This is a genomic window from Acinetobacter lwoffii (assembly GCF_049367455.1).
Lineage (GTDB): Bacteria > Pseudomonadota > Gammaproteobacteria > Pseudomonadales > Moraxellaceae > Acinetobacter > Acinetobacter lwoffii_W.
The window spans coordinates 1,566,961-1,583,529 of record NZ_JBMPXW010000001.1 but is presented as its reverse complement, the minus strand read 5'-3'; the positions used below and the strand labels follow the sequence as shown (position 1 = coordinate 1,583,529).

The window sequence follows — 16,569 nt, the reverse complement described above, 5'->3', positions numbered from 1 at the left end:
ATTCTAGAGTTTTCACTGGAATTTAAAATCATACTTTCAAAAGTAAAGAATGAAACTTTATTTTTTTAAATTTTTCACAATAAGATGAAACATTTTAAAATTAACCAGAATAAATATAATTAAATTATAAATATCAATAATTTGAAATAAAAAATATAAAACAAAATATAAATTTCTGGAAAAAAGTAATAAAGATACATACCATATTGAATAATAAACAACCTAATGATATGCTCAAAAATATACTAAAGCAGGTTAAAAAAATATGTTAACCAAAGAGCAACAACTAAAATGGATAAAAGAAGGACGTGGTCAAGGCTTTCTAAGTAAATACAAACCCTTCTTGACAGTTAAGGATAATAAATCCCTAAACAACCGCTCAAGTCGAGTATATGGCTATAAAACCGGTCGAACTCATCACTTGTTTTCAGATTTAGAACTCGCTGTTTTTTTGATTTTAGATAGAAATATTTTTATCAAAGATATTCGAGAACAAATGCCACTGAATTTAAAAGAAACTGAGGATTTGGCGCGTACTTTTTCCCTTTATCATCCAATGAAAAATGGTATTGCACAAACACTAGTTTCTACATTTTTTATTGTCAGTGAAGCTACTAATGCTCCCCCTGTTTATGTCATCAGAGCTATTTCTCATACTGAATTAGAAAATTTAAATATTCTTGAAAGTCTCGAGTTAGAAAGACGCTATTGGCAAAAAGAAAATATCCCTTGGTATCTTGTTACAGAAAAAGATATCCCTCTGACGGTCGTTGATAATATTAAATGGTTATATCCTGCAAATTACTCAGAAAGTAAAAATCACACTCCAGATAAAATCAACTTCTATTATCAGCAATTTATAAGAAATTCTCATCTGAGTCTAATTGAACTATCAAAATATATTGATGTTCAATATTCATTAGAACCAGGAGAATCACTATTAGAAATCCGCGAGCTCATTGCTCAGAGGTACTTCGTATTTGATATCAACATTAGTTATAGAAAAATCACATGTGGCAATATAAAACTCAGTGAACAAGATTCATGGGAGGTCATCTGCAATGCTTCGAATCAATGATGTTTATGAGCTTGATGAGAAAAAGTATCGCATCCTCAAAGTATATACAGATCATATAATTTGGATAGAACTTGAAAATCAAAAAGCTTTACCTGAATTGTATACAAGATCTACACTCATCGAGGCAATTGAATCGGGCAACATAAAAATTACTACAGATCCTTTTGAAGACATGTCTTTGATGGTATTAGAAGAAAACTCTGTCTATCAAATCAAACGTGACAAGAATTTAGCTATTATAAAACCTATAATTGAACATGAAAAATTTTATGATTCAAACATACGTGCATCTTTGATTAATGAAATTGTAAATCAAAAGATTACCACTAAACAGACTATATATCGCTTACTTCGCCAGTATTGGCAAAGAGGAATGACCCCCAATGCCTTAATCCCTCAGTATTACAATTCTGGAGGAAAAGGTGTTAAAAAGGCTGTAAATAATAAAAAATTAGGTCGCCCTCGTATTATTTCTGAAGGGACAGGTGCTCTTATTGATGAAGATATTGAAAGACTATTTAGGAGAGTCATCAATCAGTACATGCTCAATGAAAACAAGCATACTCTACCCTACACATATCGTAAGTTTCTTAGTATATATCAAAGCCTATATCCCGACATTATTGAAACTGAAGTCCCATCAATCTGGCAATTAAAATACTTTTATGATCGTGAATATAGTCCTATTCTAAAAATAAAATCACGAACTAGTAAAATTGAATATTTAAAAGACAAAAGAGTTTTATATTCAACAGTTAATACACATGTTCTCGGACCAGGATCTCGTTACCAAGTAGATGCTACGATAGCTGACATCTATCTTGTTTCTGACTCAGATAGAGGCTGCATTATTGGACGTCCAACCATTTACTTTATGATGGATGAATTTAGCCGTATGGTTACTGGCATGTACGTGGGATTAGAAAATCCATCTTATGTTACGAGTATGCTAGTTCTTCGTATGGCGATGTCTGATAAGGTCGATTATTGTAAAAAATTTGATCATGAGATTACTTTTAATGATTGGCCATGTATTGGATTACCTGAGGCAATCTTGGCAGATAGAGCCGAATTACTTGGACATCAAATTGAGAATCTCGAAAAAAACTTTGCCATCCGAATAGAAAACACACCTGCCTATCGTGGTGATTTAAAGTCAATTGTAGAGCGCTATTTCCGCACTATCCAGGCTGAATTTAAACCTTATGCACCTGGTGTAGTCCAAGCAATCAAAGAAAAGAAACGTGGTGGTAAAGACTACCGACTAGATGCAACACTCACTGTTAAGGAATTTACCCAGATCATTTTAAATTCTGTTCTCATTTACAACAACACACATGAACTTTCTTCTTATGATCGCGACATTGATATGCCAACAGATTTACCCTGCATTCCTATTCATTTATGGAATTGGGGCATACAGAATCGAACAGGTAAGTTACGCTCAGCATCAGAAAAAGCGATTTATATTGCACTACTTCCCCGCACAGATGGCACCCTCTCTGAGCTAGGATTAAAGGTTTTCGGAGTCTTTTATAATTGTAAAGAACTCATTGAACGCGGCTTGCTACACAGGAAAAGTGCTTCAAGACAAAGGCCTAAATTTAAAGTTGCTTACGATCCAGCTAACGCTGAAAAAGTTTATATATTTCATTCTGAAGATCATTCAGATTATTGGGAAGCACAACTTTCAAATCGTTCTAGAGAATTTAGAGGTTGTAGTTTTTGGGAGGTATGGCAAGTTCAACTTGAGCAAAAAATAACACGATCTCGCTACAAAATAAATGCAAATCTTGCACGTGCTGATTTAGAACAACGCAATGAAGATATCATTGAAAAAGCGATTTCTTCAAGATCTTCTACTCAAAAAAGTAATGCTCAACGTCTTTCATCGATACGGAATAACCGTAATCAGGCAAGAACTGAAGAAAGAGAGGATTTAAAGAAATCTACCCAAATCCAAAGCTCACAAAATGCGAAGGTTAGAGACAATATTATTCCAATCTCAGGAATTAAAAAAGCAGAAGACGAAGAATCCACCTTACTTCTTCCAACCTATTACGAATCATTATTTGATGAAGATGATGATTAAAACGAGGTAAATAAAAATGAAAGTTAATGCAGTTTATCATCCAAGTTTTGGGCAGTATCAAGGAAATCCTCTTATAGAAGCATTACCACCTGTACGTGAATTTTCAGAGGTGAAAAATGCACTAAAAAGTACAATTACCATTAACCCATCAGAAAAACATGAATCAGGTGTAGTTAGAGGTCACCTAATTGCTCAATTGATGAATAATTTTTTTCAACCGATTGCACGGCATATTCAATTGGAACAAAAACTCTCCATTATGCTTCGTGAAGGTTACGTAGGGCGTAATCTTGCAAATGGCTCTCTTAATTCACATCTACAGAATGGTTATGAGCGAATGATGACTGGTGATGTAAATGCCATTCGCTTTGAAGCAGCTAAGTCCACTGCACGAAGTATGTGTTTTATTGGCTGTTCAGGAAGTGGCAAAACTACTACATTAAATCGAATTCTCGCTACTTATCCTCAGGTCATTTTTCATGAAAAATATAATTTTACGCAAATTGTTTATTTAAAAATTGATTGCCCACATGATGGCTCTTTAAAAAGTTTGTGCCTACATTTTTTCAGAGCAATCGATCAAGCACTAGGGTCTGATTATGAAAGAAAATATGCATTAAAAAGACATGGTATTGAAACATTACTCAACTTAATGCGCCAGATTGCCAATTTACATGCAATTGGATTGCTTATTATTGATGAAATTCAGCATCTAAGTGTGAACAAGTCTGGAGGTGCAGATAAAATGCTGAATTTCTTTGTCACTTTGGTTAATGTGGTTGGCTTGCCAGTCGTGATGGTTGGCACACCAAAAGCTCGATTTATTTTTGAAGATGATTTGAGATCTGCTAGACGAGGGGTGGGATTAGGCTCAATTCTGTGGGAACAGATTAAAAATGAAGAAAACTTTATTCACCCACAGACAAAAAAAATAATTAAATCAGAATGGGTCGGATTTACTGAAGCACTTTGGAAGTATCAGTGGCTCAAAAAAGCAGATCTTATGATAAGTGAAGAAATCAGGAACTGCTGGTATGATCTCAGCCAAGGCATTCCAGATATTGTGGTTAAATTATTTGTATTAGCCCAAATGAGAGCAATTGAATCAGGGCTGGAGCGTATCACGGTAAAATTACTGAAACAGACATATGAACAAGATTTAATCCCAATTCACCCAATGATTAAAGCGCTACGCTCAGGTGATGCCGAACAAATTTCACAATTTTCCGATCTGATTATTCCCGAAGTTGATAAAAAGCTACTCCTCTTACAAGCAAAACTAGAGCAAAAAAAAGAGTTCATGGAAGATATTGATATCTATGATGGACATCAAGAATCTATTCATTTACATCGCCTACTGATTGAGCTGGGATACGAATCAAATTTATTAGCACCTCTAGTTAAAAAAGTATTCCGAGAGAATCCTAAATTTGACATGAAATCAGTAATGCCGATTATCCTAAGCTGGCTGCATGAGCAAAATGAGGAGTTCTCTTCACCTTCTAGTGCAAATAAACCACAAGATACACAAAAGATAAGAAAACAGAGAATTCAATCCAAATTATGGCACTCTCTTGATAATGATGATTTACGTTTTCAGTTCAGTCAGAAAGAAAATAAACAAAGCTTTTATGAACATCTAAAAAACCAGACTGATTATGTCATCAATATGGAAACTTTAATAAAAGAGGCAGGATAAATATGCTAAATTTTCCGGTTCCTTATGCTAATGAGTTAATCTATAGTTCAGTTGCTAGAGCTGGAATACGATTAGCAATTAATAGCCCAAAACAACTTTTAGATGAGATTTTCCAAGATCGTGAAGTTGTAGCGACAATAGATTTGCCCGCAAATTTATCAAAAATTTTAAAGCTGTTACCTGAAACACAATTTGATGCAGAAAAACTAATTTATCAGCATACTCTTTTTCCTCTTTATGCCCCATTTGTTCCAGAAGAGCGAAGACAAGAATGCATGCAATGGATGCTGAATAAATCAAATGGTTCAGTACATTTAGCCCTAGGAATTAATGCATCTTACATAGCAACTCCCACCTATTTGCAATATTGCCCAGGATGTATAAATGAACAGCTTAAACAATATAAAGAATACTATTGGTCCAGACTTTGGCAAGTCCAAGGTGTTACTTGTTGTCAAAAACATGGTGAACTTATACAAACAAATATAGAGTTTAGGTCACCACACAAACATGAATTTATTGCAGCTGATGTTAAAAACTGCCCGACTGTCACTCAGTCAGCAGCCAAATTAGATGATCTGTTCATCTGTAAAAAAGTAGATGAGCTTTTACAGCTTTGTCCAAAACAATCTGCAAGTTTTGAGCAATGGAGTCTTTTTTATAAGAAACTTGCCCATCAAAATAATTGTGTCCGAGGAAACTCTCATATTTTATATGACTCCATTTATGAAAAAATTTCGACCCGCTGGTCTAAACAGTTTTTAAAGCAATATCATTTGGACAATTTCAGTTCTGAAAATAGTTGGCTACGTAGTATTTTCCGAAAACATCGTAAATGTTTTAGCTATCTTCAACATTTAATTGTAATTGAAGCTATGAATGCCGGTAGAGAGTGGTCATTTAATGAGATCTTAGTAACTGTTAATTCTTTACAACCAGTCATTAAACCACAATCTATAAAATTACAATCCTCGGATATAACAGAATCTCAAAATACAATTATATTAGAAAAACGAAAAAAATGGCTTGAGGCAATCAATCAAGACAGCATCAATGCATCAAGAAAACAAAATAGTGCTCTATATGCATGGCTCTATCGCAATGATCAAGAATGGCTACTTGAAACAAACAGTCATTATCAGCAACCTCATATACCGACAGGAAATAAAATTGATTGGGGTACACGTGATCTTGAAACCGTTAAACTATTAATCAAGATTAAACAACAACTTATAGAAAACTTGGATTTACCTAGAAAATCGAGAAACTGGTGGATCAAGCAACTTAGGAATCCAGCTACTATTGAAAAAAATTTAGATAATTTGCCATTAACTAAACAGTTTTTAGATCAATATAATGAGGACATTAGCTGCTTTCAGATTAGGCGACTAACCCGAGTATTACTGCAATCATATTCAGCAAATGAACAACTTCAACGCTGGATCATTTTACGAAAATCGGGTTTAAGTGAAGAAAGAATAACAACTGAAGCAAATAATTTTTTAACGAACGTTATTAAACTTATTCATTGGGAGAATTAATTTTGGTTATTAGAGGTTTTCCGTTAAACGCTAGAATTTCATCTATTGGGGCAATTTTTAAGAATAAACAAGGGATAGCTTGGAATATTAATCTTGGATTAGAGTATGAGGAACAAAGAGTTTTTAAACATACTCGATTCTCAAGCATGCACTTGGTCGCGCAACGGAGATGCTTAAATCCCTCAGTTGAATTGAAAGACGAAAATCATTTAACACTAAAATTTAAAACTAACGATCTCACAGAATGGCAGGTCAGCAATAATATTGCGACAAAACAATTCCAATTCACACAGAAATTAACTGACCTTGATCAAAAATTTAAAAATACAATTGTGCATTTGCCACAATTAGAACTGGCTAGAGCATTATTTTTTCATAATGCTTATTTTGCGAGAAATGCACTTTCACAGAACTTTTTAAATCTGGAATTTGATGTTCAAACGGTTTCAGAAAACTATGTACTGATTAACGAACTATCCTCAAGTAATTTCCCTCCATCTCAATATAATCATCCAGGCATGCGCAACTTACTCGCTTGGATTTTAATCAATCCTGAAATCAGAAGAAGCTATGAAAGTATTGCTACTCATTTTTTTAATGAAAAAATAAAAGGTAAAAATAAAGAATGGTGGTATTTCAATTTTGATCCCCCTTCTTTAGCAAATGTAGAAATAACTGTTAAAGCCTATTATTCTAAAAAATTGGATCAAATTTATATCAATGAAATTGTAGAGATTAAAGGATTAGAATCGAACTTACCAAAGCAGATTGATTTTTCTAGTCCGAGATTTACTCAAAATAAAAATACATCGTCTACAGGAAAATCAGGTACTTACTCAAACCGACAAGAACCCGAATCTCCAGAAATTGATGACAGTCAAGAGGCAAATAGTGATCGTAAAATCCTTACTTTGCCTAGCTCTCCTGTATTGCTCAGCTTTTCCGATCCAGTTCTCACCCGTAAAATTTATAATAAAAAAAGATCCAAGAATGCATCCTTACCTTCAGAGGAAGATGAGATTCAGGACTATGATGCTATAGGGACTGATGAAGCAAGTAGCATTGGGACAATTGGTCGCGGTGAATTTGAGGGATTAGAAGATGAAAGCAATAATTTAGATTTGTTTATGGACCGTTTTGAAGCTTTCAGGTTCATGATAGAAAAGTTCGTTGAGCAAAATAATTTTACGACGGCAACCTCAAAAATCTATGAACTTCCCAGATTACAAAAATCGAAACTCCACATAACTTCGGATGGAAATAAGCGCACCCTGATGGTATATAGGTTGAATCAGCTATTCGATTACAATTTCATAATCTTTGAAATAGATGTCACAGATAATGTGAAAAAACTTTCAACCCTAGTTCTCTGCTTAAATGATATGAATGAGTTTGATGAGAGATCAATTAAAGCAATGATGAAAGAAATTATGCAGCGTTCACTAAGATGGCCGACCTTAAAATATTTTGCAGACTATGGTTTGGCAAAAACCCTACATCATCCTAAAAATCTAAATGAACTTAATGAATCAAGTCATGAGTTCGAACGATGGGGTGAACGATTCGATAAAATTATTAAGGCATTACTTCAGAAATTAGAAAAGAATGAAAAAGTGTAGATGAGGGTACTGTAAGTGCAACTGGGTATGTAAAAAGGTATTCTGTTTATGCTGATGGAGCTTATGACACAATAGGATATCATCAAATAATTTCAGATCGACAAACATACCCAATCATTCCACAAAAAAGAGTGCGAAACCTTGAAAAAATTCACTGAATTAGGTGAACCCTATACCCAAATTGTAACTTAAATTTGGACAATTTAGTGAGGCTTTGTCTTTTGAATCTTTGTATAACAAAGCCCTCCTCAAGCGACAGGATTTATCTAGAACAAAATATAGAAGGAAAAGTGAGGTTCAGCAAATGCTTACCATATATTTAAATACCTTAAACTTGGAAATTATTTTCAGGAATCTCGAGAGATCACATGACCAAACTGACTTGCTTTAAAGCCTATGATATTCGCGGCAAACTCGGCACAGAACTCAACGAAGATATCGCCTATAAAATTGGCCGTGCTTATGGACAGATTTATCAACCTAAAACAGTAGCCATTGGCTGTGATATTCGACTCAGCAGTGAAGGCTTAAAACAGGCGACCATTCGCGGTTTAAATGATGCTGGGGTCAATGTGCTGGATCTTGGCATGACCGGAACTGAAGAAGTTTATTTCGCGGCTTTCCACCTGAATGTTCAGGGTGGTATTGAAGTCACTGCCAGCCATAATCCGATGGACTATAATGGTATGAAGCTGGTTCGTGAAAATGCACGTCCGATCAGTGCAGATACCGGCCTAAAAGAGATTCAGGCCTTGGCGGAATCGGGTCAGTTTATTGAGGTCACCCATAAAGGCAGTACCGAGAAATACAATATCCTGCCAGAGTTTATCGATCACCTGATGACCTATATCGATCCGGCAAAAATCCGCCCGATGAAACTGGTGATGAATGCCGGTAATGGTGCCGCAGGTCATGTGGTGGATGCGCTTGAACAGAAGTTTCAACAGCTACAGATTCCGGTTGAATTTGTCAAAATTCACAATGAGGCCGATGGTAACTTCCCGAATGGCATCCCGAATCCAATTCTGGTTGAAAATCGTGATAGCACCCGTGAAGCGGTCATTCAGCATGGCGCGGATATGGGGATTGCTTGGGATGGCGACTTTGACCGCTGCTTCCTGTTCGATGAAAAAGGTCAGTTCATAGAAGGTTATTATATTGTTGGCCTTCTGGCGCAGGCATTCCTGCTGAAACAGGCGGGTGAAAAAATTGTACATGATCCGCGTTTGGTCTGGAATACACTGGATATTGTAGAGCAATATCAAGGGATCACGGTTCAGTCCAAGTCAGGTCACGCCTTTATTAAAGATGTGATGCGTGAGCATAATGCAGCCTATGGCGGTGAAATGAGTGCCCATCATTATTTCCGTGACTTTGCCTATTGTGATAGCGGCATGATTCCATGGTTACTGGCTATTGCCGTATTATCAGAAACACAGCAATCTTTATCTTCTCTGGTGGAGGAGATGATCGCCAAGTTCCCATGCAGTGGTGAAATCAACTTTAAAGTCGCCGATACCCAAGCAACCATCCAAAAACTTTTCGATCATTATGCCGATCAGCAGCCGGAGATCGATCAGACCGATGGGGTCAGCCTTAATTTTGGTGCATGGCGTTTTAATGTGCGGGCATCGAATACTGAACCGCTATTGCGTCTTAATATTGAAAGCCGTCGTGATCATAATCCACGACCAATGCAGGACTATGTCGATGAATTGACTCAGCTGATTCAGAGTTAATCTTCACGCATACAGTACAATAAAAATGGGAGCTGTTCATCAAAAGCTCCCATTTTTATTTATATCGCTATAAAGATTTTAGCGATAACCATTCGGATTCTGCTTCTGCCAGTTCCAGCTGTCAGCGAGCATATCCTCTAAACCATACTGAGGTTGCCAGCCCAACTCTTGGACTGCACGGGTATTGTCTGCAAAACAGGTCGCCACATCACCTTCACGACGTGGTGCTAATTCAAATGGAATTGCAACACCATTGACCCGTTCAAAAGTATCTTTAACTTGTAGCACTGAAATGCCATTGCCAGTACCAATATTCCAGGCCCGACACCCTTGTGCAGTTAAACGATTATTGAGGGCACATAAATGTGCATTGGCCAAGTCGACTACGTGTATATAATCCCGTACACCCGTGCCATCGACAGTGTCATAATCATGACCAAAGATCGACAGTTTTTCACGTCGCCCTACTGCCACCTGAGTTACATAAGGCATTAAATTATTCGGAATACCTTGTGGATCTTCACCGATCTGCCCGCTTTTATGCGCGCCGACCGGATTAAAATAACGTAATAAGGCAATCGACCAACGTTCATCCGCCACAGACAACTTTTCTAAGAGCTGCTCAACAATCAGTTTGGTATAGCCATAGTTATTGGTCGGCATTCCGGTAGGCATCTCTTCATTTAAAGGTGAAGGATTATTTTCGCCATACACCGTTGCTGAGGAACTAAACACCAGTTTAAAAACCTGTGCGCGTTGCATCGCCTGAACCAGGCTGATTGAACCGGCAATATTATTGTCAAAATAAGCCAATGGTATTTGCTGGCTTTCTCCGACCGCTTTCAGACCGGCAAAATGAATCACGGCCTCAATCGAGTGTTGCTGAAATACCTGATCTAATAATTGAGCATCACGGATATCACCTTGTATAAATGTCAGGCTTTTTTGGGTCAACTGTTGCACCCGATTTAAAGACTCAGCAGCGCTATTGCACAGATTATCTAAAACCACCACCTCATGGCCGGCATTTAATAACTCAACACAAGTATGCGAACCAATATAGCCTGCCCCGCCCGTTACCAGAATTTTAGCCATGCTGCTTCCCTAATAAAATGTTAATTAAACCTTGGGTTGAACCATCCAGACCATCCAGATCGCTCTGTTCGCCATTCAGGATTGGTAATAGCTGATTAGCAATTTCCTTGCCTTTTTCTACGCCCCATTGATCAAATGGGTTGATGTTCCACAGCACCGATTGAACAAAAACCTTATGCTCATACAATGCAATCAACATCCCCAGACTATAGGGATTCAGTTCTTGCAGTAATAAAGTACTGCTTGGCTGGTTGCCTTCATACTGCTTATAAGCCGGCAAGCTCGCCAATTCGTTTTGATCCAGCGCTTCATTACCAAAAGCCAGTAAACGCGATTGCGCCAGACAATTTGATAACGCCAAATGATGCTGCTCGATTAATGCCTCAGCACTATCGGCATAGGTATATTGCTGACTGTTATAGCGCTTGACTGGCGCAATAAAGTCACAACTCACTGACTGCGTACCTTGATGGAGGAGCTGATAAAAAGCATGTTGCGCATTCGGCCCCACTTCGCCCCAAATAATCGGGCAGGTATCCAGCTGGACTTTTTCACCATCACGTTGAATCGACTTGCCGTTGGATTCCATTTCCAGCTGTTGCAAATAAGAAGCAAAATATTTTAATCGTCCATCATAAGGCAGGATGGCATGAGTCTGAATATCCAGAAAATTGTTATTCCATGCCCCCAACAGTCCCATCAACACCGGAATATTGCGCTCAAAAGGCTGATACTGAAAATGCTGATCGACCGCATAAGCACCAGCCAGCAGCTGCTTAAAACCTTCAATGCCGATACTCAGTGCAATCGGCAATCCGATACAGGACCACAGTGAATAGCGACCACCGACCCAATCCCATAATAAGAGCTGGTTTTCCGGAGCAATTCCCCAGGCCGTCATTTTTTCCGGCTTGGTAGAAACTCCAATAAAATGATGCTTCAGAATATAGGGATGCTGACCCAAGGCCTTTTCTAACCACAAGCGTACTGTCTGGGCATTGGTCAGAGTATCAATCGTGCCAAATGATTTGGACGAAATAATAAATAGCGTGGTTTCCGGACGCAGTTGATGCAACAACTCGGACAGCTGACTGCCATCCATGGTCGAGACAAAATGCACACTGAGTGGCTGGGCAGACTGGTATTTAAAATCCGATAAGGCATGGGTGACCATTAGAGGGCCAAGATCTGATCCGCCCACGCCAATATTGACCACATCCTGAATCACTTCACCGGTGGCGCCACGACGCTGCCCGGCATGGATTTGCTCGACCAAGGCATACATGTGCTCAAGTTGAGCATGCACATCAGCGGCCAGATCCGCATGCTGCTGATCCTGTGCTGGCAAGCGTAATGCCCAATGCATGGCAGCACGTTGCTCGGTATAATTAATGTCCTGATTTGAAAATAAAGACCCGATCCAGGATCTTAGGTTTTGTGCATCTGCCCATTCAATCAGGCCCTGCATCACCGTGCTGTTCATTCTGTGTTTACTATAATCGAAGACCAGCTGTTCAAACTGAATTGAATATTTGTTAAAACGCTGGGGGTCTGCAGCAAACAGTTCTCGTAGATGCACCGCATCAAGTTGTTCTTTGCTCGAGGCGAGTTTTTGACACACAGTTTCAGTATTTAGATCTGGTTTAAGCTGACTTAACATTAACGTCCCACCCCAATATAATTAAAACCACGCGCCTTGATATAGGCCGGATCATACAGATTACGCCCATCCAAAATCAGGGGATGCTGCATCAGTTTAATGAGGTGTGGATAATCTGGACTACCATACTGCTTCCAGGCAGTCATCAAACATAAGGCATCTGCCCCCTCAACTGCCTGATATTGATCTTCACACAGGATTAGATCCTGCCGTATCCCATAGACTTTTTTAATATTGGCCAATGCTTGCGGATCATGCAGTTTGACCGTCACCCCTTGCGCCCATAATGCAGTGAGCATGGCATGCACTGGAGATTGCTGGATGCTCGGGGTATTTTCTTTAAAGGCTGCACCCCAAATCGCCACCACTTTTCCTTGTAAATCGCCACGGAAATAATTCCATAGTTTGCGGAACAGTAATTCTTTTTGTTGTTCATTAATATCCCAGACCTGTTCCAGTAACTGGTTTTTCACCCCTGAATCTGCTACTGCATGCGTCAAGGTACGGATATCATGCGAGAAGTTCTCTCCACCAAAACCGACTCCCGGAAACAAATAGGCGGAACCAATCCGGTTATCCGCCGCCATGCCTTGGCGCACCTGTTCAATATCGATGCCGAGTTTTTCTGCCACGCTGGCCAGATCATTCATATAACTGATCCGGGTGGCCAGCATGCCGGAAATACTGAGTTTGGTAAATTCGGCATCCAGTACCGGCATAAATAGATACTGCTGCGCGCGTGGAAACAAGGGGCGTAACAGCTCTCTGATTTTAGCCTGTGCATCTGCATGATCACAGCCCACGATCAGCTGGGTGGCCTGAACAAAACTACGCAGGGCATTACCTTCCTGAATAATATCAGGAAGATAAATCCAGTCATCATTCGGCAGCAGTTGCTGAAAACGTTGGGTGCCATGCAAGCCAAAGGTCGAAGCATTAATCATCAGCTTCGGATGAGCAAAACAGGCATGCCGAATGGTATCCAGCATCTGAAATGCCTGCTGCTCTTCGGTGGCGTTAAAACTAAAGAAAAAAACATCCTGATTAAAATCCAGATGCTGAAAATCACAACAGTTTAAAAAACCAGATTTTTCCTGTTTGTGCAGCAATGACTGCAAGGATTCATCCTGAAAATAAGTCCGGGCCGGCTCATCTGCACTGAAGCTGTTACACCACACCACCTGATGACCACATTCAGACAAAAGGGCCGAAATGACCCCAGAAAATAAGGTTTTCCCCAGTACTGCGACTTTCATAGTATTCCTTTGTTATTATTTTTTATTATAAAGCGAGTTCTTGGATCAACGCTTTAAACTCGCGACCAAGCTTGGGATGATCAACCCCATAATGTAATACAGCTTTAAGATAGCCGAGCTTGTTGCCACAGTCAAAAGTTTGACCTTTCATACGATAAGCTTCCACTGCTTCAGTCTGCTGTAACATGGCAATCGCATCGGTGAGCTGAATTTCATTGCCTGCCCCGCGTGGTGTCTGTTCCAGAAGCTGCATGATTTTTGCTGGCAGGACATAACGTCCAACCACAGACAGATTCGATGGTGCAGTGCCGACTGCCGGTTTTTCAACAATCCCTTGCATGACAATGCTTTCGCCTTCGGCCGGAGATGCGGCCACATCGACAATCCCATACTGGTCCACCAGATGTTCAGGTACCGCTTCGACCATGATTTGTGCTGCTTGAGATACATCATAGCGTTGAATCATGCGAGACAAATCATTTTCCGGATCCTGATCCTTGACCAGCACATCTGGTAATAATACCGCAAAATCTTCATCGCCAATCACGGCTTTGGCACACAGTACCGCATGGCCCAAGCCCAAAGGCTGCGGTTGACGTACACTAATAATACTTACACCGCTAGGCAGAATTTCAGTAATTTCTTTAAGTAAATCGGTTTTGTTTTTTTGCTCAAGTGTGGTTTCAAGTTCAAAATTACGATCGAAGTAACTTTCAATCGATGCTTTTGAAGAATGAGTCACCAAAATAATTTGTTCAATCCCGGCGGCTACCGCTTCACGTACCACATATTCAATCGCCGGACGGTCGACCACAGTCACCATTTCTTTGGGAATCGATTTACTGGCTGGTAAAAAACGCGTACCGAGGCCGGCCACTGGAAGAATTGCTTTCTTGATCATATTTATAAAAACCTAGTTCACTTGAATTTCATTACCACGGACATAACCATCGACATAGTATTCCAGCTGGGTCAATGCCCATTCAATATCGGGCTGCGTCGCTGAAAGTTCATGCATACGGTTAAAGACCTCCAGAATTTCTGCCAATGGATAATGCTTTTCCACCGATCTTAGAATACGGGTATGTGCAGTAATTTCTGTATTTTCTTCGTCAATCAACAATTCTTCGTAGAGTTTTTCGCCTGGACGTAAGCCTGAATATTGAATTTCAATATCACCTTCCTGACTGCCTGTTTCTCGTACTTTTAAACCACTCAGTGCAATCATTTGACGGGCCAAGTCCTGAATGCGTACAGGTTCCCCCATATCCAGCAGGAATACATCGCCTCCCTGACCCAAAGCACCCGCCTGAATCACCAATTGCGAAGCTTCTGGAATGGTCATAAAGTAGCGGGTTACTTCAGGATGAGTTACCGTGATAGGCCCACCTTTGGCAATTTGCTGTTTAAACAATGGCACCACCGAACCCGAAGAACCTAAAACATTCCCAAAGCGGACAATGCTAATTTGGGTCTGATCTTGCGCTTCTGCCATGGCCTGACAATACAGCTCGGCCATCCGTTTGGTCGCACCCATCACGTTGGTCGGACGTACCGCTTTATCGGTTGAAATCAGTACAAAGGTTTCGACGCCTTTTTTCACCGCAGCATTGACGCTAAATGCCGTTCCCACCGCGTTATTTTTCAGGCCTGCTAATGGGTTACACTCCACCAGAGGTACATGTTTATAAGCCGCTGCATGATAAACTGTTTGGATCTCATATTGTTCAATCACCCGCTCCAGCTTGCGTTCATCCAGTACTGAGCCCAGGATTGGAATAATTTCACATGATGCTGTGAGACGTAATTCTTTATCAATACTATATAAAGCAAATTCTGTCAGTTCATAAATAATAATTTTGGCCGGCTGGTTTTTAATAATCTGGCGACAAAGCTCAGAACCAATTGAGCCACCTGCACCAGTCACCATCACCACTTTATCTTGAATATTTTTAGCTAAAAGTTCTGCCACCGGAGGTACCGGATCGCGGCCCAGCAGGTCAATAATATCCACTTCCTGAATATCGGAAATGCGAATTTCACCATCGACCAGTTTGGTCAGACCCGGAATTTCAGTAATTTTAAGATGCGCCGGTTCTAAAAATTTAACGATTTCACTTTTACGTATCCGCCCGACTGAGGGCAGTGCAATCAAAATTTCACTAATCTTTAATTTAGGGAGATATTTCAAGGCAATATTTGGTAAATAAACTTGAATCCCACCAATATTTTGGCCATTTAAAGACGGATCATCGTCAATAAATATAATCGGCACATGCTCATTGGAGCGATTTAAGGTGGCTGCCACCTGCTGCCCTGCATTCCCAGCGCCGTAAATCGCGATCCGTTTTTTAGGCACTCCGGCCTGTAAATAAGAACGCACGATAAAACGGATAAAACCGCGGCTAAACCAGACCCAGGCAAACATCATAAAGCCAAACATCAACGGGATGGATGTCGGAATAAAGGCATGTGTGCTATAAGCCAATAAATACAGACCAATCACGGATAAGATCGTTGCCAAACCCAGTTTAACAATAAAAAATTCATTGAAGGTACGCACAATAAAGCGATATACACCGCAGAGAAATAGAGCCAAAACAGCAATAGCACTGACCCAAACCGCACCAAAAGGAATATTGGGTACAACTTCTGCGCCGAGGTCAAACTGGCGGATGGCATAACACAGCCAGATTAGAACAGGGAAAATACAAAAGTCTAAAATGACTAAAAATGCGAGTTTTGCTGAACGTGGAGATTCAACCAGAGGAATTACAAGAGATTTCATAT

General features: G+C 39.6%; 11 protein-coding genes. 6 read left to right on the top strand and 5 right to left on the bottom strand.

Going from position 1 to position 16,569, the window contains the following annotated elements; all coding sequences use genetic code 11:
• Positions 1-265 precede the first annotated feature (265 nt).
• The 6 genes from ACO1B7_RS07520 to ACO1B7_RS07495 all read left to right on the top strand — a co-directional run bounded on the left by ACO1B7_RS07520 (position 266) and on the right by ACO1B7_RS07495 (position 9,768).
• Positions 266-1,078, top strand: coding sequence for a heteromeric transposase endonuclease subunit TnsA (locus tag ACO1B7_RS07520; RefSeq protein WP_010325588.1), 813 nt, complete (start codon positions 266-268; stop codon positions 1,076-1,078).
• Complete coding sequence (locus ACO1B7_RS07515; protein ID WP_180075472.1) at positions 1,062-3,170, top strand: Mu transposase C-terminal domain-containing protein; 2,109 nt, start codon at positions 1,062-1,064, stop codon at positions 3,168-3,170. Before ACO1B7_RS07520 ends, ACO1B7_RS07515 begins: the two co-directional genes overlap by 17 nt.
• Before the next feature lie 16 nt (positions 3,171-3,186).
• Positions 3,187-4,869, top strand: a complete 1,683-nt coding sequence (locus ACO1B7_RS07510) for an AAA family ATPase (RefSeq protein ID WP_071850531.1) — start codon at positions 3,187-3,189, stop codon at positions 4,867-4,869.
• A 2-nt stretch (positions 4,870-4,871) separates the two neighbouring features.
• Complete coding sequence (locus tag ACO1B7_RS07505; RefSeq protein WP_423089990.1) at positions 4,872-6,410, top strand: TnsD family Tn7-like transposition protein; 1,539 nt, start codon at positions 4,872-4,874, stop codon at positions 6,408-6,410.
• Positions 6,411-6,412: 2 nt separating this feature from the next.
• Complete coding sequence (locus ACO1B7_RS07500; RefSeq protein ID WP_005264571.1) at positions 6,413-8,029, top strand: Tn7-like element transposition protein TnsE; 1,617 nt, start codon at positions 6,413-6,415, stop codon at positions 8,027-8,029.
• Between the two features lie 368 nt (positions 8,030-8,397).
• The gene (locus tag ACO1B7_RS07495; RefSeq protein WP_423089989.1) at positions 8,398-9,768 is read left to right on the top strand and encodes a phosphohexomutase domain-containing protein; all 1,371 of its coding nucleotides are present in this window, start codon (positions 8,398-8,400) and stop codon (positions 9,766-9,768) included.
• Positions 9,769-9,846: 78 nt separating this feature from the next.
• Here ACO1B7_RS07495 and galE read toward each other — a convergent pair whose 3' ends face one another.
• The 5 genes from galE to ACO1B7_RS07470 are packed head-to-tail and all read right to left on the bottom strand — an operon-like array spanning position 9,847 to position 16,567.
• Positions 9,847-10,863: a UDP-glucose 4-epimerase GalE gene (gene galE / locus ACO1B7_RS07490; RefSeq protein ID WP_423089988.1), complete on the bottom strand. Its 1,017-nt coding sequence runs from the start codon at positions 10,861-10,863 to the stop codon at positions 9,847-9,849.
• On the bottom strand, positions 10,856-12,523 hold the full coding sequence (gene pgi, locus ACO1B7_RS07485; protein ID WP_423089987.1) for a glucose-6-phosphate isomerase: 1,668 nt from the start codon (positions 12,521-12,523) through the stop codon (positions 10,856-10,858). Before pgi ends, galE begins: the two co-directional genes overlap by 8 nt.
• Positions 12,523-13,779 (bottom strand): nucleotide sugar dehydrogenase, encoded by a 1,257-nt coding sequence (locus tag ACO1B7_RS07480; protein WP_423089986.1) that lies wholly within the window; start codon positions 13,777-13,779, stop codon positions 12,523-12,525. Before ACO1B7_RS07480 ends, pgi begins: the two co-directional genes overlap by 1 nt.
• Before the next feature lie 25 nt (positions 13,780-13,804).
• Complete coding sequence (gene galU, locus ACO1B7_RS07475) at positions 13,805-14,680, bottom strand: UTP--glucose-1-phosphate uridylyltransferase GalU (RefSeq protein ID WP_423089985.1); 876 nt, start codon at positions 14,678-14,680, stop codon at positions 13,805-13,807.
• Positions 14,681-14,692: 12 nt separating this feature from the next.
• Positions 14,693-16,567, bottom strand: coding sequence for a polysaccharide biosynthesis protein (locus ACO1B7_RS07470; RefSeq protein WP_423089984.1), 1,875 nt, complete (start codon positions 16,565-16,567; stop codon positions 14,693-14,695).
• Between the last annotated feature and the right edge of the window lie 2 nt (positions 16,568-16,569).